The sequence below is a fragment of the Microcoleus sp. M2_D5 genome (assembly GCF_036701935.1).
Classification (GTDB): domain Bacteria; phylum Cyanobacteriota; class Cyanobacteriia; order Cyanobacteriales; family Microcoleaceae; genus Microcoleus.
This window is the reverse complement of record NZ_JAUBRP010000007.1, coordinates 108,760-127,477: the sequence shown is the minus strand read 5'-3', so window position 1 is coordinate 127,477 and position 18,718 is coordinate 108,760. Positions and strand designations below refer to the sequence as shown.

The following is an 18,718-nucleotide window of genomic DNA, read 5'->3' as shown; positions in this document are numbered from 1 at the left end:
AGAAGGTAAACCGATACATTTTCGCTTGGATGATTATCCGCCAGGGATTGCTCCCCGGCGGGATTTTGCGTTGCAACGGGCTTTAAACAGCCGATCGCATTACAACTTCACCAAAACTAATCATTTTCCTCAGTAGGTGCGTTGGGAACTTGCGTATCTATGTAAGCCTGAGTCACATCAGGAACAAACCAATTCGCCTCTCCAGGCTGAAAAACCTTAGCAGTAGGAACGTTGAATTCTACAGCCCCCGTATCGGGATTAGCTCTCGCTACAACTTGAGTTCCGTCAACTATCTTAACAGCTAGACCGCCAGTCAATTCTTCTGAAGGTCGATCTGTCGTTCTTAAATCGGTTGCTTTGATATCGCTGGGTAGATAAATTCCATCGCAATCCCATTTATGTTCAGTTGTTTGACCGTCAGCTAGAAAATAAAGAGCATTCTCGTAAGAAGAAGAAGCTGCTTTTTTGCGTTTTGGCCCGTAGACAGCCAGGGTTTTTCCTGTCTCGTTGCGGCACTGACCCCAAGGTTTTCCAGTTTCTAAAGTGTATTTTTGAAACTCCAATTGAGAGATTTTTTGCTGAAGTTGCTCAGGGGTATAAGTCTCGGCGAGATTGGGTGCGTCTTTCGCTGTTTTGAGAGTGTTCAGAGCTTCAGTCACCTCTATGTAGTCGGGATTGCTTGCATATTTCGGCGTTTTTGGAGCATCAGCCCAGGATGGGGGAACGAATACTAAATTGGCGGTCATTACCAACAGCACTAAAACAAATTTGAAGATTTTCACAATGTTTCTCCTTTTCTAGATTGTCAGGTTTTTTTCAACTTTCTGTTTGCTTGCTATTTTAGGACTTAGGCAAAAACGAACTATCTTTAACTGGTTTGCCGGAAAAACCAAATTTGCCAGAATCGAAAAATCGGTTTTTTTAGGATTAGACCTATTGTCAAATTCGAGCGGCGTGGGGTAGTGGCGAAGTGTTCGGGGATATTTTATGGATTCCTCCTCAAGCTTGTAGCTGAGTTTGATTCACCACTACAGAATTTATTAAAAAGACAGGTATATTCTTGCCTAAGTCTGGCAATTTGCTAGCTCAAAAGATGGTGTCAACTTTCGTGAATACTTGAGGCTAAATTAGTTTGAAGCTGCTTTTAGCTTTGTCACTCACTTGTTTATAAGCTTAGCATATTAGTTGATAAAAATCAAGCTATTTAACGCAAGATAGAAGCAAACAATTGTTAAGGGAAAAGTGATGAGTTAGGACTTATGAGTTATGGCAAATTATCTACCTATAGAGGGATGAAAGTAGCGGATAATTGACCAATGATTGGTTAAATTGAAATGGCGGGAGCAGCCGATAACTACCGCTTTCAATCAGGATGAATATTCCCAAACCAATCAAGACAAAAGGGACAACAGCCTTGGTATAGCGAGTCAAAATAGGGGCGATCGCCCTTTGGCGAGTTAACCGGTAAGCGGCATAAGACCAAACACCTACCATCACCGAGAAAACCGCCAGAATCACCACCAAGCTCGGCAAATCGCTGCTAGCAAACAGCGGCAAATAAATGCCGATATTGTCACCCCCGTTGGCCACTGTTACCGCAGCCACATTCAAAGTTTGGGGATTGAAAAGATTGGCGAGTTTTGACACAGGTGAATTAGATTTCCGGTTAAATTCGCCCGATACTGCTTGTATGTCATTTTCCTCATTTTCTCTCTTGACTAAGTGACTGATGCCGATCGCGATCGGAACCAAACCCAGCAAGCCAATCCAAGCTTTCGGAACAATTAAACCGCCAAAAAAACCGGGCAAACTAGCAGCGATGAGTGCTGCAAATCCGAGGTACTTACCGACAAAGATATGCCGGGGGCGGAAAGAATCATTTACCTGGGCGAAGAACAGCATCGAAAGCACCATATCGTCAATATTGGTTGCGGCAAAAGATGTAATTCCGGCAATAATCGCTGCTGCAATCCAATTCATGTGCTGTCCCTGCAATTTTTCTAAACTTCAGTTTCGCTGGCGTTACTTCTGCTCATAGTTATCAAACAGAAACCACAACAAACTAAAGTTATTATACTTAAAGTTGGACTTGCCAGAGTGCCACTTTTCACCAGAATCGCAAATCCCAATCCCATCAAAACAAAAGGAACGAGATGATTGCCGTAGCGAGTCAGAGTATCCGCGATCGCCCGCATCTGAATTAACCGATAAGCAGCGTAGCACCAAACCCCCACCATCGCGAAGAATACGCCGAGAATCACCGCCAAACTTTCTAAAGTATTGCTAGCAAACAGCGGCACATATATCCCGATATTGTCGCCCCCATTTGCCACCGTCACTGCTGCTACGCTGTAAGTTTGAGGAGACAGAAAACTGTTAAAAAAAGATTTCTCCGATTGCTCTAATTCTGCCTCAGCTTCCGAATCGTCCGTTTCTTGATTCAGCAAGCGGCTGAGCCCGATCGCAATTGGCAGCAAACCCAGCATTCCGATCCAATCAGGCGGAAAGATTAAGCGGCCAAAAAACCCCGGAAGGCTAGCAAAAACCAGTGCAGTAAAGCCCAGGTACTGACCGAAGACAATATGCCGGCGCCGAAATACTGCATTCACCTGCGAGAAAAACAGCAGCAGAATCAGAATATCGTCTAGGTTGGTAGCGGTAAAAGCTGTGATTCCCGTGGAAATTGTTGTTAGTAATTCATTCATTTCTGTTTCTCCTTAATTTCAGCGGTCTTTGCGGTTGCTCCCGCGATCCGGCAGGGGTTGAAACCCCCGCCTCAAAGCTCAAGTCCTCTTGCATAGGACTGAATAAATTGTTAGCCATCTGTTGAATAAATTGTTAGCCATCTGCCGAATAAATTATCAATCATCTTTAGTCCTCATAGCGAGGACTTTTGCTATGAGGCAGGGGTTGAAACCCCTGCCGGACTACTACGAATTACTAATCAAAACCGTTGTTGTCGATCGATACTGCATTCAATCGAACACCGCCGTAAATTGCATTTTCTGCCTCGAACTTGGCATGAATTGCGTCAATACCCTGCTGCATGGAGCCCGCCAGTTCAGGAGAACGCCGCCGCTGCAAGAAAAACCACCCGCAAGTAGCCACCAAGTACATCAAGAACAAGTAAGGAAACGCATCGTAAGGAGCTTCTGGAGGTGGGAACATAGTGCTGCCGGGAATGCCCACACTGCCCGCAACCGGAATCATCATAAATGCGATCGCCACAGCCGAAAACGCTACATCCCGCACGCGCAATTTACCAATTTTGTGCAGGTAAACCGGGGCTGCGATCGAAATTAATACGTAAACTGTTAAAAATCCGTAGCTGCAAATTGCCCCCAAATAACCCATACAATCGAACAGTTTGATGTGAAACAAAGCCATCGCAGCAGGAACCAAAAATGTCATAAATGTACACATCGTTACTGCAACGTGGGGAGTTCTATTAGATGAATGCGCTACACCCAATGAAGAGTGAAACAAACCGTGCCTCGCCATCATAAAAAACACTCTCGCCGCTGGATTGATGCTGCCGAGGACGCAAGCAAAAAAGCTAAATAAAGCACCCAAAGCCACTAACTCTCCCAGCCAACCCATCCCGACTTGCTGCGCCAGAAAACTCAGAGGTTCTTCACTATTAGTAATAGAAACTCCCGTACCGCTAAAACCCAAAACCTCAATATAGGTCATCAGAATGAAGAATAAGCCTGCCATAACAGCACTGCCCATGACAGCCCTGGGAATATTTTTTAAGGGTTTTTTCGCTTCGTCGCCCAGAGATGTAGCACTTTCAAAACCAGAGAAACCAAACATGACTAAGACAAGTCCCGTCGCTATGTTCCCCGGAGTTACGCCTTCCAAAGTTAATTGGGATATATCTAAGGCAAAACCTTTGTGCGCCCAGATGATAATTCCTAAAAGCGCGATCGCCGCCACTGATGCCCCCTCCAGCCACAGCATCGCCATAGCTGAAAGTTGGATATCTTTATAAGCTGCATACCAAGCAACGCCCGCCCCGATCGCCAATAGCGTAATCGGCGACGGATGGATGCCTAAATGACCGATGAAAGTACCCGTAAAGTTGGCAAAACCGCACAAAACGGACATCGCAGTAAATAGATAAGCGAGTACCAAACTCCAGCCGCAAATTACGCCGGCAGTCGGGCCAAGTCCTTTGACAATATAAGAATAAAGAGAACCGGCAGAAGCCGATCGACTTGCAAATTGGTTGATATTGATGCTGACAAATACTAGCCCTATCAAGCCGATGAGAAAGCTCAGCCAAGTCCCGTTACCCGAAAGAGCGACAATTAACCCTATATTGGATGCTGGTATAGTTGTAGGTGCAATAACGGCAAAGGATTGAGCTAAAACCTCCCCGAAGGAGAGGCAGTCCGGCTTTAAGCCGTGTGCGCTCTGATTTTTTGGCATTTTTTTGGTCATTTATCTTCTCTATTTTGGTCGATCGATTTTTGGCGATCGGCTTCAACTTGTCGATCGTGCTTCAGCATCGGGCCCTGCGTTAGAAGCTTAAGTATCACCTTAAGGCCCTTGAGCGGTAGAATCAAATGTTGTTTTTTATCGAATTAATAAATGCAAGTGATGCAGTACCGCCCAGAAAAGAACTGTTGGAATACGAGATATATCTGTTCCCCAAAGCTCAAACCCTTGACCTTAAAAGAAAACATTAAATCCCGGCTGACAACCGTCCTTTTTTGGGAATTCCAACCTGTACAATAGAGTCAAAAACTTCAGGTCAAAGCTTAGCCGCAAAAGATTTTTATTTCAAAAAATAACTGTATTTAGTAAAAGGGTACTCAGCATGGCCGGAATGACACTTGACCAACTGCGAGTTTTTCTAGCTGTCGCGGAACACCTGCACTTCAGCCGTGCCGCAGAAGAACTTTACATTACCCAACCCGCTGTCAGCGCGACAATCCAAAGCTTAGAGGCGCAATACGGAGTAAAACTATTTCACCGCATCGGCCGCCGCATCGAAATCACAGATGCTGGGAAGTTGCTGCAAGTTGAAACGCAGAAAATTCTCGACCAAGTTGCTTTGACTGAGAGAGGTTTGCGGGAGTTGAACGACTTGCAGCGAGGCGATTTAAAATTGGGTTGCAGTCTGACCATTGGCAATTATTGGTTGCCTGACAAACTTAGCAAGTTTAAACAGCAATATCCCGGTATTTCCGTGAATTGTACTCTGGCAAATGCCGAAGAAATTTGTGCGGGGACAGCGACGGGAATATTTGATTTAGGTTTAGTGACGGGAGACATCAAAGCTTCGCTTAAGAACACTCTGGAGGAAGAAGTTGTAGGCAGCGAACGCTTGCTGATTGTAGTTGGCCAATCTCACCCTTGGTTTGAACGGGCAGAGGTGAGTTTAACGGAAATTGTGCAAACGGATTGGGTGATGCGAGAAGCTGGTTCTGGAGTGCAGCAAATGTTGGAACAAGCTTTGCAAAGTTGGGGCATTAATCCCCATGAATTAAATGTAACTTTAGTTTTGAACAGCAGCGAAATGGTAAAAGCAGTGGTGGAAAGCGGCACAGGTGCCGCGGCTATTCCTGAATTGATGGTAAAAAAAGAAGTGCAGCTATCTACACTGCGATCGATTAAAATTATAGATAGCCAAGCAAGTTCAAATGTATGTCTTGAAATAATTAAACCCGTTTTGAAACTGAAGCACCGACAGCGTTTTCAAACTGGAATTACTAAAGCTTTTGAAGAGATATTAACTTAAGGTGCTGGTAATATCATCTCCGATCGATCGCTCATAATACATAAGCCGGGCGGGTTTGTGAGATTGTCCGTTAGGGGCAAATATTATTGGTGAACCCGCCCCTACAGGAATTAGGGTAATCGACCGGACATGATATAATTGGTAATTCAGGACTTACGCATCAATACTCAAGAAACCAGTTTTTTTACCGACATAAATGCACCGATGGTCAGAAACCGGGTTTTTTTCCGAAAATCCTTCGTTGTAGGTCACAGATTAGGTAAAAAACCCGGTTTCTTTGGGCTTCCGAAAATCCTTCGTTGTAGGTCACAGATTAGGTAAAAAACCCGGTTTCTTTGGGCTGATGCGTCCAGGGCTGTTATCTCTCAATCAATTTCCTCAAGTCCAATAAATTTTTACCCCCATCACCAACAATCAGCGGCAATTTCCCATCCCATTTTTCTATAGCTTGCCTTTCCAAAAGTTCCGCAGTCAAATTGTCCCGCAGCAATCTTTGCACTTCGGCTTCTCCCTTGGCTAAATTCACCTTAGCCTCAGCCTGTTTTACTGCCTTCAGCGCTAAAAACTCCCCTTTTTTTGCTTCCTGTTCGGCAATTTGTTTCGCCTCCACCGCCTCGCTAAACCGCTGAGAAAAGTGAACGTGTACTAAAGAAATATCGTCAACTGCAATGTGATATGTAACCAGCCTCAAAGTCAAAAAATCATCAACTTCCGCTTTAACTTCTCCTCGTTTAGTAATAATTTCTTCAGCCGTGTATTTTGCCATAACTGCTTTTAATACTTCTTCAACTGCCGGATCGATAATTCGCTCGACTACTTGTTTTTCGTCACCTATTTGTTGAAAAATAGCATTAGCTTCTTCTGGGATAATGTGCCAGTTCAGCGCTACATCTGTGAAAACATCTTGCAAATCTTTTGAGGAAGCTTCAGCAGAACTTTCCTGTTTCTGCACTCGCACGCTCAACTTTTGTACAGTATCAACTATGGGAACTATTACGTGAATTCCTTCTCCAAGTACCTGTTCTTGCACTTTACCAAACTGCATCATCACGCCCCGTTCTCCAGCGTTGACAATGACAAAAAATTTGGACATAATAGCTAAAAAAACTATCACTATAGATAATTGAACAGCTATATAAACATCCTTAGATTTTTTATTGCTTGATTTGAGTGAGTCAACGTTACTGCTGGATTCTCCAATCATATTCCACCCCGATCGCACTTAATTCTCTGCTCAATATTGACTTAACCGCTATTCTATTTGCCTTCCACCAGCAACCGTTCAAAATCCGCAGCCACCAAAGGAGGACTGAACAAATATCCTTGCATTGTATCGCACTCGTAGCGCCAGAGAAAATCTTTTTCTGCTTCGGTTTCAACTCCTTCGGCAATTACCTCAAGACAGAGACTGTGCGCCATTTCAATAATAGCTTTCACGATCGCTGCATTTGTGCAACCATCGGTGATATTGCTGATAAAACAGCGGTCGATTTTTAAAGTATCGAAAGGGTATTGCGTCAAATAGCTTAAAGAAGAATACCCGGTTCCGAAATCGTCAATAGATATAGAAAGTCCCAAATTTTTCAATTGTTGCAAAGTCGCGATCGCACTTTCGGCATCTTCTACCATCAAACTTTCTGTCAGCTCTAATTCCAAACTGCTCGGTTCCAAACCAGTTTCTGCTAAAATTTGGGCAACTCTGCTGCACAGATTTGGTTGGTGAAATTGGCGCGGCGACAGATTCACCGCTACCCGCAGCGCAAAACCAGCATTGTGCCAAACTTGCATTTGCCTGCAAGCTGTCTGCAACACCCACTCGCCTAACTGTACAATGAAGCCAGTTTCTTCGGCATGGGGAATAAATTCTGCGGGGGAAATCAGCCCTTTTTCTGGATGCAGCCAGCGCACTAAAGCTTCTGCACTCATAATTTTACCAGTCTGGACATTGACCTGCGGCTGATAATAAACTTGGAATTCTTCTCGTTCCAAGGCGACGCACAAACTTGTTTTTATCTGCTCTAATTTGTCGGCGGCATCTTGGCTCAATTCGCTGCTTGGCGATCGCAAAGTATTGTACTGTTCGGCGACAGCTTCTTGTTTTTTCAAGCGGCTCGATATTGCCCCCACAAGTTCAGCTTTACTAAAAGGTTTAGTCAGGTAATCATCGGCTCCCAATTCCATACCTTGCCGCATTTCAGAGCGCTCGGCTTTACCGGTGAGAAAAACAAAAGGTACTGTAGCAGTAACAGGATTAGATCGCAAGGCCCCCAGCACCCCATACCCGTCAAGTTCGGGCATCATCACGTCGCAAATAATCACGTCGGGAAGATTTGACACCGCCGCATATAAACCTTGTGCTCCATTTTCTGCACCCGTCACGTCGAAACCTTCAGCTTTGAGGAGTTTGAGAATATTCTCCCGAATTACTTGCTCGTCCTCAATCACTAGAATCTTTTTCATACGTCATTCCCAGAAAGCGGTATAATTGATAGCCGTTACTGAACGCGATCGGCGTCTCAATAACTGAGAACGCACAGATCGATCTGTCCGACAGCGGAATATGTTCCGACACAAATAGCAAACCCCTGAAAAACGCTAATTTTTCAAGCACAACTACATTAATGTTTCTCTGCTTACTCAGTGCCGTCCGTATTATTACGAGGTTAATTAATAATCTCTAAACTAATTCTAGGCGATCGATAGTTAGCAGCGCCTGAAATAACTGCTAAACTAATTGTGCCACCTGAACGATTGTCTGCAAACAATCTCAGCCTATTTATATCACTTGCCAAAAATAATGCAACTGCAAGCAAGTTCCAAACCCTTGCCGAGTCAGTCTTCCCTGAATCTAAAATCTAAAATCTAAAATCTAAAATGGTACTACCTACTGGATTCCCTGAACCCGCACAGATTGGGGTCATAGAAGTTAAGCAATATCCTCAGTACCGCGCTGTCACCTACACCCACGCGGGCGATTTGCGACAAGCAACTGGCATCGCCTTCAATCCCTTATTTCAACACATCAGCAACAACCAAATTGCGATGACAACGCCAGTAGAAGCGCGCTACACCCAAACTTCCGGGCAAATCGATGCAGTTCCCCAAGCAGAAGTTTCGTTCCTCTATCCCGCACCAAATATCGCCCCCAGCAGCGTTAACTCCGCTGTAGAAATTACGGATACTTCGCCGATGACGGTTGTCAGCATCGGCGTGGGCGGGGCCTACACTTGGGAAAGCTACGAAAACAACCTCCAGAAACTCAAAGATTGGCTTCAAGAACATCCTGAATACGAAATAGTCGGGCCGCCGCGCCGCTTTTTTTACAATTCCCCGATGACGCCGGAAGCAACTAAAATCAGCGAGGTACAAATTCCGATCCAGTGCCGCTGACGTGAACAACTAATTCGCGAATGTGACCCCGCTGGCGGTGTTCCCACAGGTAAATTCCCTGCCAAGTTCCTAACAGCAACCTGCCGCGATCGATCGGGATTTGTTCGGAAGTGTGAGTCAGCGCAGTGCGGATGTGCGCCGGCATATCGTCTGGACCTTCCGCATCGTGAATGTAGCGATCGCCCTCCGGTACCAGTTTAGCTAAAAAGTTAGCCAAATCCTTAAGTACATCCGGGTCGGCATTTTCTTGAATCACCAAACTAGCAGAAGTGTGGCGCAAAAATAAGCTGCAAAGTCCCGTTTCAACACCTGAATTCGCCACCGCATCTTCTATCTTAGGAGTGATGTTGCACAGAGACTTCCCTGTAGTTTTAATTTTGAGGATCTGTTGATAGTGAGACATTCGATTTTAGGTTTTAGATTTTGGATTTTAGATTTTCAAAGAAACTATTGCAAAAATATTCTCCTATTGTTACATCTTACTTCTTCCTTTTTTATTCTGTAGGTTGGGGTTGAGGCACGAAACCCAACACTCATTAGACAAGATTGCAAAAATCCTTTTCATCAATTGATGGGACGGGATCTGAGACCCATCCCGCAAGAGTTATTTTTTCTTGTGTGATGGGCCCCTGATCCCGTCCTAATTATTTTTGCCAGAGGTCTATTAATTGGATGTTGGGTTTCGTTCCTCAACCCAACCTACCACTTAAGCGATTTCAATCGCAGTCCTCCAGCTTTGTTGGTGCAGTCATGATTTCTAATCGCACTTATGAAAAATAGTCTACAACAGCTTGGGCGATCGCCTCCGTACCATTTTTATCCAATTTATCCGGCAAACACGGCCGATGCAGCGGTTGTCGCAAAAACTCCCAATCCCCCTCAAAAAACTCCGCCGCCGTCACAATTTGATGTTCCGCATAATTTTGAATCCCTTCCAGCAACACCGCCGCTTCTGCAAAACCTTCTCTCATGATAGAAACAACAGGTATTTCCAAGCGCAAAGCTTCTGCAAAAGTGCTGTATCCCGGTTTAGAAACTAAGCGCCCGCAGACAGGCATAATATCGACCGGACGCGGTAAAATCGGGAAAGATTGTGCAAACTCCTGATTTTTGACATTAATCAAATTCGGCAAATCGGGAGATCCCGCATCAAAAGTAATAAATTGCCAGTCGCTAAATTGCTGTAAATTTTGATAAGGAATTTCTTCTAAACCCAATCCGCCGAAAGTCAACAATACAGTTTTTTCCAGCGGTGTTTCGATGCCGAATACTTCCCGAACTTTATCGTTACTGTAGCGAGGATTGCCGCCAGTCAAGCCCACATCTTGAATATTGGGGAAAGCTGGCATCGGTTCGTGCAAAGGAAGACGAAAAAGTCGATCGCACATCCCGAAACATTCACCAATCCAATCTGCCATTTCTACAAATTCCCCGCCCCAATCTCGATAGATAAAATCCCACCCAAAATTGCTCATCATCCAGCAAGGAACCCCCGCCGCTGCCGCCATTCGCGTTGCCAAAGGAGGAATATCTGCCAGCACCAAACCCACCCGATTTTGCTTGATAAAATTAACTTCGCTGGCAATTAGGGAATTTTGCTTTTTCCGAATTTCCCGCAATTTTTCCAGCGTCGCGTCTTTATCCATATTCAAACTGTCAGCTTGCACCACACCCACATCAAAAGCGCGGGGACGGTGGATAAAGTCACCGCCAATGTAACATTCTAGGAGCCAGCGAGGGGCAGTTGTTGTGATAATTAGTAAAATATCTGGATTTAATTCTTGAATTTTTGCAGCTACGGAGGAGACTCGGACAGCGTGGCCGAATCCGTGATTTGTGATGGCAATATATAATGTTGGTCGAGACATTGATAATAGGGAATAGGGAATTGGGCATCGGGCATCGGGCGTCGGGCATCGGGCATCGGGAATTGGGAATTGGGAATTGGGAATTGGGAATTGGAGGTAGAGACAAAGGATCGCGAATTAAATAACTTACAATTTTAATTGTTATTGTGGGATGGGCGTCCCGCCCGTTCAGAAAGGACGGGCGGGACGCCCATCCCACAAACTTGTGGAAGTTATTTAATTCTCATTCCAAAGAAGCCAACAAGGCCCAGCTTCAAGCGACGCACAACCAACAATGACACAATTAATAACTAATGACTGTCGAATATGCAAGAACTCATCAATCAGACGCGCCCTCAGACCAAACAGGCAATTGATTAATTTTGTCGAGGGTTATATCTACATACTTTTTACCGTCCGCCGCCAGATTTTCCCCAAAATATCCCTCATCGCCGTCGTGCTTGTGAGGGCCGCTGAAAGCTTCTGCATAGCGGCCTTGCAAACGAGCTTGATTGAAAGGAGAAGTCGCGTACCAGTACCAGCGACTGGGAAAAACTATGCCGCCAATGTCCTCAATTGAATCCCGAGTGCCGCGAAAATGGAAAACGCGATCTGCCTCTGCAAAACCATTTTCTCCCGAAAACACGCCCCCAACCGAAACAACCGTAATTTCTGCCTTCAGCCATTCTTTAAGATAGCGAGTAGCACCCAAAGCAACTTGTGCGCCGCCGCTAGTGCCAATTAAAATAACTTTCAAAGGTTGTTGAGAATTAACTGAAATGGGAGATTGAGCATTCATGCGATCGATAATTGCCTTAGCCAATCCCTGATTGTATGCAAAGCCGTAGCGATAATCTAAAGAAATTGCAAATCTCCAGAGATTGCGAATTTTAATAAATATATCCCCTGCAATCGGCCCGCTTTTTGCCTGTTCTGCAAACCGCCAAAAAGGACCTAGCCACCGCACTCCTCCTAAACTTTTGTTAGAAACCGAGTAAGGAAAAACATCGCCCACTGCTACGCATTGCGGGTGACTTTTAACTATACGCTTGAGAAACAACTCTTCACCTGGGGTTAATTCGTCCCCCGAAAAATCGCCAACTCCCGGTAAAAAAATGATATAACAATTGAGCTGCGAAGACTTGCGGGCTTCTAAATTGCCCTTGTTTGAGGGCAATATCTCCGGCGAATTTTTCTTGATGCCAAAAGTTTCGGCACTTTGATTCAGCCACCATATCACAGTTCCCACCGGCGAAAGAATGCCCCAAATTATCAGGATTACACCTGCGACGATCAGCAAATTTAAACTTCCCCCGCGCAGCCATGCAAGTATCCTTAAAATCAATCTTAGCATTTAATAAAATCTGGTAGAATGCCCATAAATTAGCTAATTACCTAGAAATATTTCGGTAATTCTGCTGTATTAGAGCTTATTTTGTATAAAATGTCAACTATCTTGAAGAGCAGGAGTTTAACGTGAAGGGAGAAGATTCAATTGCAGGTTTGCGGGCAACGCTTTGGAACGCACTTTCTTTGAACGGCAATTTTTACGAAAAAACTCCCTACACTGGCAGAACTAAGCGGATAGCTTTAACAATTGTAATTTTAGCTGCGCTGTCCCGCGTGTTGGGCAGTGCTGCCATCTTGTTAATCAACCGAACTGAGCCATCAGTATTATTTCTAGGACTTTTGATAGAGGGTTTGGCAGTCGCGGGGGGTTATTATTTTTGGACTTTTACTATCTTTAAAATCGGCGAGTGGCTGAAACCGGGTCACGTAGCTTATAGGGAGTTGTTGGTTCCGATCGGCTTTGCCTACGCCCCCCAAGTGCTGAATTTTTTAACGTTAATTCCCTTGCTGGGAGAAGGAATTGAGCGGATATTGGCTGTGTGGAGTTTGCTAGCTGTAATTGTGGCGGTTCGCCAAGGTTTGGATATTCAAACTCGCTGGGCGGTGTTAATTTGTTTTGTGGGTTGGCCATTGATCCAAATTGCGATCGGCTTTGTGGAAGTATTTGAACAGTTGCTTGCACGATGGCTGTAATTCATCAATACGGCAGCAGTATAGTAAACTCGCTGCCCTCTCCAGGTTCGGACTTGCAAATTAACTTTCCTCCATGTTGTTCAACCACAATTTGATAACTGATAGACAACCCCAAACCCGTCCCCTTACCTATCTCTTTAGTAGTAAAAAACGGGTCAAATATTTTACCCACTACCTCCGAACTCATCCCCACACCATTATCAACAATGCGAATCGCTACTTGATTTCCTTCGGCTACTTCAGTCCGAATCTCAATTGTCGAGTCAACTTCCCTCCCTCTTTCGCGAGACAAAGCATCAATCGCATTGGTAAGTACATTCATAAATACCTGATTAATTTCTCCCGGATAGCAGTTCACCAAAGGCAAATTGCCGTACTCCTTGAGCACTTGAATGGCACTTAATTTTTGAGCTAAAATCATCAACGTGCTGTCGATACCTTCGTGGATATTAACCCATTTTCTATCGGATTCATCTAGCCGAGAAAAGTTTCGCAGCGACAGCACAATATCGCGAACTCTCGCAGCACCCACTCTCATTGAATCTATCATTTTAGTGAAATCCTTCATCAAAAAATCTAAATCTATTTGCTCGGTTACATTGACTATTTCTGGCACGGGATTTGGGTAATAATTTTGATATAAACGTAGTAGATTTAGTAAGCTTTCAGCGTATTCGTTGGTGTAATATAAATTTCCATAAATAAAGTTAATCGGGTTATTAATTTCGTGAGCAATTCCCCCGACAACTTGCCCTAAACTGGACATTTTTTCACTTTGAATTAGCTGCAACTGAGTGTGGCGAAGTTCTTCGAGTGCAGTATGCAAATTCTCAGTTCTTTGGGCTACTCGCGTTTCCAGAATAGTATAAAAACGAGCATTTTCTATAGAAATAGCTGCTTGTGCAGACAGGATTCCCAAAAGTTCAAGCCTGTCGCTAGTAAAAGCACCTTTGGTTAAATTATTTTCTAAATAAAACATTCCCGTAAGGTTGCCTTGATGGATAATTGGCAATACAAGGATAGACAGGGGTTGATTGCTCGCAATATACGGGTCATATTGAAATTTATCGGATCGTGTAGCATCATCTAAAACCAAATATTTTCTGGTTCTTTCTACATAGTTAATTAAGGAAATTGGGAGGAGATCGGATTCGGCTATAGGGAGAGATTGCAACAGAATTACATCATTAAACTGACCTGTAAGTCCAGCTTCTATAAAGAATTGATTACCTGTCTTGGCAAGAAATAATACTTTTTGAGCGCCTGCGTTTTCCTTTACAAGCTGTACGAGTTTCTCTAGCAAATGGCTGAGAATAATTTCGCTCGAAACAGCTTGAGATGCTTTTACAACTGTGGACAAATCCAGCATGAAACTATTGTTTATAGTAGTTTGGGCAGTCGTGATATCAACATTTTTAGATATTGCTCCTTGATTGCGATCGACTAAATAAGGATAACGGCATTCTAAGTCTTTAACTTTGGCTGTAGCTCCCCAGCGGATGTAAGCATAATAAGCTTTGGTCAGATAAGCTCGAGCACTTATCTCTTTATCCAAAGATTGATAAAACTCTCCAGCTAATTCATAACCTAATGCTTCTTCGTGGATGTAATCGTTAGCAACTGCTCCTTTAATAGCTAAGTCATAATAATCCATTGCTGCAAGTTTATCGTTTATAACTCGCGCTTTCTCAGCTTCAACTAACTCGTATTTATGCTGATAATTCATGGGTGCATGGTAGGCCCACTTTTTCATAAGTTGCTGATTAGAGTTAACAATAGCTAGGGATGCTTCTCGATCGTCACTGTGAGGATAGTGAGCGAGGAGGGCCAGCGAATAGTAGAAATTGTGTACCCCAACAGTGATTAAGCCGATCGCCCCATCTGCGTATTCTGCCGCTAATTTACCGCTGGTCACAGCCGCAGCATAATCTTTCAATAAATAAAGCACGATCAATTTACCAACATACGCTGCAAACAGCGACATTCGATTATTTTCTTTCTGCCAACGCGACATCACAGCAGGTTCATCCAGCCTGCAGCTAACTAACCGTACTTGCTCTGCTGTTTTGCTTCTTAAGCTTGAAGCAGTTACTTGCCAAATTTTAGCATAACCAATGGCAAATTCGTGTTTATTTTTTTCTATAAACTCCATACAAACGCTTTGTTTCTCTTCGACATATTCTAACGGTTCTCCCACTAAAAATAAATTAGTAATATAGTGCATAAAATTATAAACCGCCCATTCTAAATCACCATTTTCTACACCAAATTTCATTCCTTGTAGAAATGAATCAAGGGTATTCTTAGTAGACTCTTTCCAGATTCTGATATGAGCATTAAACATTACATAAACCTTAGCTTTGTGTTGGCTAGCATTAAATTGTTCTAGCAGCTTTAAAGCGATTAATCCAGCGTAGTAGCCAGCTTCGATGTCACCTTCGATGCCGCACAACATCATTCCATAAAGAGTATAGGGAAAAGTAGCTAATGCTGAATGACCGCGATCGATACAAAGATTGACCATAGTCAAGACGAGGGAGGAAACAATTTCTGGTTTGGCAATATAAGCAGGAGGATAGAGGGCTGTCAGGATTTCCATAGTTGCCAGTTGATAAGGATCTGTCATAACTGGTAGGTTTTCTACTTCCTCAATTCGCGGCAATTTTGGCACTGCAATGGTTTCGTTGTCTAATAGGTTTACTCCCAGCATCTCCAGCACTTCTATACCTGTTTCAACAGCTTTTAGCATCTGGCTTTGAGCCTGATAAAATAGGATTTTTAGCTGATACACTTTCACTCTGTCAAGCTGGTTTTTAGCCGATCGCAAAACCACTTCTGCCAAAACTTCTGCTTGCTGGAAGTTGGTGTTTAAATATTCCGCTTCCAGCGTCTCTACATACAACCGCAGCGTCATGCTATAGTTGCGAAGCCAGCTATCAGGTGCTAATAACGAAATTCCCACATTCAAATACTTAACAGCGGGTTCGTAAGCATTAGCTGCTTTTGCCTTATGCCCAGCAATTAAATTTAATTCGGCTAACTCATCTTTTCCTGATTGCAGGCTGAGACAATCAATTCCTACATTCAACTGGTTAATAATATCAAAAATTCTCTCTTCTACTTGATCGGCGGGCGTATTTTCCAATAGCAATTTACCGATGCTAAGATGAGTCGCTTTCTTTTCATCATCAGGAATCAGCGAATATGCAGCTTGCTGGACACGATCGTGCAAAAATTTATAGCTGACTCGCGAAGAATCGAAAGTTAAATTAACTCCGGCTTCTCCATCTACAAATAAAGGAATGAGGTAACTCTCATTCAATGGAAGTATTAACCCCGCTTGCAAAGCATCCCAGAGTTCAGTCGCAGTGACTGATGGAGATTTTGCGTTGACAGTTGAGAGAACATCAAGAGTAAAATTGTCCCCAACACAAGCGGCTAATTTCAAAATTCCTTGTGTAGTCTCTGGCAGTTTTTGAATGCGACTAGCTACCAGTTCAACTACACTCTTATCTGTGATGCCAATAGCCTGAATCTCCTCAATGTTCCACTGCCACTCCCCTTTTTTTCCGCGAGACAGCAGCCGGTTAAAGTCAAACCTCAAAAGTTTTTCTTGATAAAGAGTGTTGAGCAATTGTGTCAAGAAAAAAGGATTACCACCAGTCTTATTCCAAATTAACTCCGCTAAAGGTTGAATTCTTTCTGAGTCATGCAATGTCTCCGAAATCAACTCACTTACCTGGGCTAAAGAAAGAGGTTCCAGCACTAAATTGTTGAGAATAATCCCCGTTTCTTGAAGGTACTCTACTGTCTGCCTTAAAGGATGTGTAGAGCTAACTTCATGGTCTCGATAGGCTCCAATTAATAGTAAATATCTGCTGTCTGGGTCAGTTGCCAGCAATTCCATTAATTTCAATGTCGCTGAATCTGACCACTGCAAGTCATCGATAAATATGACTAATGGATGCTCTTTTTGCGCGACTACGTGGATAAATTCTTTGAATAGCCTGTTAAAGCGGTTTTGTGCTTCTGTGGGGGCCAGATCCGCAACGGCAGGCTGTTTGCCAATTAACAATTCTAGTTCGGGAATCACGTCAATAATTACTTGGCCGGAATCGCCTAGTGCGGCTAAAAGTTGATGTTGCCAATATTGTAATTTTTCGTTGTTTTCCGCAAGTAACTGCTGGATCAAAGATTGAAAAGCTTGAATTAAAGATGCGTAAGGTATATTCCGTTTGAATTGGTCAAATTTACCTGAAATAAAATAACCGCGCTGTCTGGTGATGGGTTTTTGAATTTCGTTGACTACTGCCGATTTGCCTATACCTGCATAACCCGACACTAGGATCAGTTCAATTTGGGAAGGGGAAGAATTTTCCTCGCAAGGATTAGCTACACGTTCAAATGCTGCCAATAGTTCGCTGACTTGTGTTTCCCTACCGTACAATTTTTGAGGAATCAGCAACTGACTCAATATATCTAAGTTTCCGGGCGTAAAATCGACTATTTTGCCTGTTCTTTCTAACTGATGTAAACAAATTTCTAAATCGGCTAACAATCCGCCTGCTGTTTGATATCTATTTTCGGCATTTTTAGCCATTAATTTTATCACAATTTGTGAAATAACTGGTGGAATGTCTGAATTAATTTGATGCGGTAAAATTGCTTGAGAAGCTATGTGACTGTAAACTATTTCTAAAGGGTCGTTGCTCATAAATGGCAATTGACCTGTCAGCATTTCATATAAGGTAATTCCGAGAGAATAAAAGTCGGTGCGGTAGTCGAGGGTGCGGTTCATTCTCCCGGTTTGTTCGGGAGACATATAAGCAAAAGTACCGACTAGCGAGGTAGTATGATTAATTTGGGGGTTTTCTTTAGACAATCGCGAAGCAATCCCGAAATCTGTGAGTTTAATAATTCCTGTTTGGCTGTTGATGATGATATTGCTAGGCTTAATATCTTTATGAATAATTTTTTGAATGTGCAGATATTCTAAGGCTTTTATGAGTTGAATACCAAACCTCAAACAGGTGATGACTTCGAGCTTTTGTCTGGACATGAGGCGATCGACTGATTCGCCCTCAAAGTCTTCTAAAAGCAAGCCGTGACGGTTATCAAAGGTTTCTAGGCTAATGACTTTAACTATGCCCGGATGGTCTAAATGTTGGCGAATGCGATACTCGTGCTTGATCCGGGTAATTGCATCGAGGGTGGGATATTCAGATTTCAGGATTTTGAGTACGGTTGTATCCTGGTGGGTGGGGATTTTCCCTCGATAAATAATCGTTTCGATACCTTCGTGGAGAGTAGAGTGGATTTGGTATTGCGAGAGAAATTGCATGGAGTTATGCTCAGAGTTGAAAATATATCTGATTCTAGTCCCAGTTCGCTGTTGACTGTTGGCTGTTGGCTGACGGCACGACCATCCTCAACCGTCAAAAGTCTTGACATGGCAACTGTTATATGCTTAATTCAACCATGTACTTAGGCCAACAAAAATCAAGCTTTATTTACCCGGACAAGAATCTATTTAAGCTGTGGAGCATTTAAAATGGTATTGTATGGTGCGTCAGTTTTAAGGCGTTTTCCATATATAGTCAGTGTTCGCTTCGCTTCGCACCCGGAGCGACCTCGTTAGTGGTTTAAATGCTCCACAGCTTATAGATAAAATGATAGTATTTATGGAATC

General features: G+C 43.5%; 13 protein-coding genes. 3 read left to right on the top strand and 10 right to left on the bottom strand.

What is annotated here, in order from left to right; genetic code table 11:
- Positions 1-116 precede the first annotated feature (116 nt).
- From QUA50_RS05330 to QUA50_RS05315, 4 genes are all read right to left on the bottom strand, one after another.
- The gene (locus tag QUA50_RS05330) at positions 117-782 is read right to left on the bottom strand and encodes a hypothetical protein (RefSeq protein WP_333259707.1); all 666 of its coding nucleotides are present in this window, start codon (positions 780-782) and stop codon (positions 117-119) included.
- 496 nt (positions 783-1,278) lie between these two features.
- Positions 1,279-1,980, bottom strand: coding sequence for a cadmium resistance transporter (locus tag QUA50_RS05325; RefSeq protein WP_333259704.1), 702 nt, complete (start codon positions 1,978-1,980; stop codon positions 1,279-1,281).
- A gap of 20 nt (positions 1,981-2,000) precedes the next feature.
- On the bottom strand, positions 2,001-2,705 hold the full coding sequence (locus QUA50_RS05320; RefSeq protein ID WP_333259701.1) for a cadmium resistance transporter: 705 nt from the start codon (positions 2,703-2,705) through the stop codon (positions 2,001-2,003).
- Between the two features lie 235 nt (positions 2,706-2,940).
- Positions 2,941-4,446 (bottom strand): APC family permease, encoded by a 1,506-nt coding sequence (locus QUA50_RS05315; RefSeq protein ID WP_333298524.1) that lies wholly within the window; start codon positions 4,444-4,446, stop codon positions 2,941-2,943.
- Between the two features lie 379 nt (positions 4,447-4,825).
- On the opposite strand from QUA50_RS05315, the gene QUA50_RS05310 reads away from it, so the two are divergent.
- The gene (locus tag QUA50_RS05310; RefSeq protein WP_333298522.1) at positions 4,826-5,749 is read left to right on the top strand and encodes a LysR family transcriptional regulator; all 924 of its coding nucleotides are present in this window, start codon (positions 4,826-4,828) and stop codon (positions 5,747-5,749) included.
- Positions 5,750-6,107: 358 nt separating this feature from the next.
- Here QUA50_RS05310 and QUA50_RS05305 read toward each other — a convergent pair whose 3' ends face one another.
- Both QUA50_RS05305 and QUA50_RS05300 read right to left on the bottom strand, forming a co-directional pair.
- Entirely contained in the window at positions 6,108-6,953 is an 846-nt protein-coding gene (locus tag QUA50_RS05305) for a prohibitin family protein (RefSeq protein WP_445243142.1), read from the bottom strand.
- Positions 6,954-7,006: 53 nt separating this feature from the next.
- Positions 7,007-8,209 (bottom strand): EAL domain-containing response regulator, encoded by a 1,203-nt coding sequence (locus QUA50_RS05300; protein ID WP_333259690.1) that lies wholly within the window; start codon positions 8,207-8,209, stop codon positions 7,007-7,009.
- Positions 8,210-8,623: 414 nt separating this feature from the next.
- On the opposite strand from QUA50_RS05300, the gene QUA50_RS05295 reads away from it, so the two are divergent.
- On the top strand, positions 8,624-9,139 hold the full coding sequence (locus QUA50_RS05295) for a heme-binding protein (RefSeq protein WP_333259687.1): 516 nt from the start codon (positions 8,624-8,626) through the stop codon (positions 9,137-9,139).
- On the opposite strand, the gene QUA50_RS05290 is transcribed toward QUA50_RS05295, so the two are convergent.
- From QUA50_RS05290 to QUA50_RS05280, 3 genes are all read right to left on the bottom strand, one after another.
- Entirely contained in the window at positions 9,105-9,542 is a 438-nt protein-coding gene (locus QUA50_RS05290) for a secondary thiamine-phosphate synthase enzyme YjbQ (protein WP_333259685.1), read from the bottom strand. The genes QUA50_RS05295 and QUA50_RS05290 overlap by 35 nt on opposite strands.
- A 364-nt stretch (positions 9,543-9,906) precedes the next feature.
- Positions 9,907-11,007: a glycosyl transferase gene (locus tag QUA50_RS05285; RefSeq protein WP_333259682.1), complete on the bottom strand. Its 1,101-nt coding sequence runs from the start codon at positions 11,005-11,007 to the stop codon at positions 9,907-9,909.
- 319 nt (positions 11,008-11,326) lie between these two features.
- On the bottom strand, positions 11,327-12,340 hold the full coding sequence (locus QUA50_RS05280; protein WP_333259680.1) for a hypothetical protein: 1,014 nt from the start codon (positions 12,338-12,340) through the stop codon (positions 11,327-11,329).
- A 122-nt stretch (positions 12,341-12,462) separates the two neighbouring features.
- Here QUA50_RS05280 and QUA50_RS05275 point away from each other — a divergent pair, with 122 nt between their 5' ends.
- On the top strand, positions 12,463-13,029 hold the full coding sequence (locus tag QUA50_RS05275) for a hypothetical protein (protein ID WP_333259677.1): 567 nt from the start codon (positions 12,463-12,465) through the stop codon (positions 13,027-13,029).
- 4 nt (positions 13,030-13,033) lie between these two features.
- On the opposite strand, the gene QUA50_RS05270 is transcribed toward QUA50_RS05275, so the two are convergent.
- Positions 13,034-18,370, bottom strand: coding sequence for an AAA family ATPase (locus QUA50_RS05270; protein ID WP_333259674.1), 5,337 nt, complete (start codon positions 18,368-18,370; stop codon positions 13,034-13,036).
- Positions 18,371-18,718: the final 348 nt, after the last annotated feature.

What these genes read in the sequence shown, in the direction of transcription:
- QUA50_RS05270 (WP_333259674.1), bottom strand. Translation starts at nt 18,370, where the DNA reads ATGCAATTTCTCTCGCAATACCAAATCCACTCTACTCTCCACGAAGGT.
- QUA50_RS05295 (WP_333259687.1), top strand. Translation starts at nt 8,624, where the DNA reads ATGGTACTACCTACTGGATTCCCTGAACCCGCACAGATTGGGGTCATA.
- QUA50_RS05315 (WP_333298524.1), bottom strand. Translation starts at nt 4,446, where the DNA reads ATGACCAAAAAAATGCCAAAAAATCAGAGCGCACACGGCTTAAAGCCG.
- QUA50_RS05300 (WP_333259690.1), bottom strand. Translation starts at nt 8,209, where the DNA reads ATGAAAAAGATTCTAGTGATTGAGGACGAGCAAGTAATTCGGGAGAAT.
- QUA50_RS05305 (WP_445243142.1), bottom strand. Translation starts at nt 6,953, where the DNA reads ATGATTGGAGAATCCAGCAGTAACGTTGACTCACTCAAATCAAGCAAT.
- QUA50_RS05320 (WP_333259701.1), bottom strand. Translation starts at nt 2,705, where the DNA reads ATGAATGAATTACTAACAACAATTTCCACGGGAATCACAGCTTTTACC.
- QUA50_RS05280 (WP_333259680.1), bottom strand. Translation starts at nt 12,340, where the DNA reads ATGCTAAGATTGATTTTAAGGATACTTGCATGGCTGCGCGGGGGAAGT.
- QUA50_RS05310 (WP_333298522.1), top strand. Translation starts at nt 4,826, where the DNA reads ATGGCCGGAATGACACTTGACCAACTGCGAGTTTTTCTAGCTGTCGCG.
- QUA50_RS05325 (WP_333259704.1), bottom strand. Translation starts at nt 1,980, where the DNA reads ATGAATTGGATTGCAGCAGCGATTATTGCCGGAATTACATCTTTTGCC.
- QUA50_RS05285 (WP_333259682.1), bottom strand. Translation starts at nt 11,007, where the DNA reads ATGTCTCGACCAACATTATATATTGCCATCACAAATCACGGATTCGGC.
- QUA50_RS05290 (WP_333259685.1), bottom strand. Translation starts at nt 9,542, where the DNA reads ATGTCTCACTATCAACAGATCCTCAAAATTAAAACTACAGGGAAGTCT.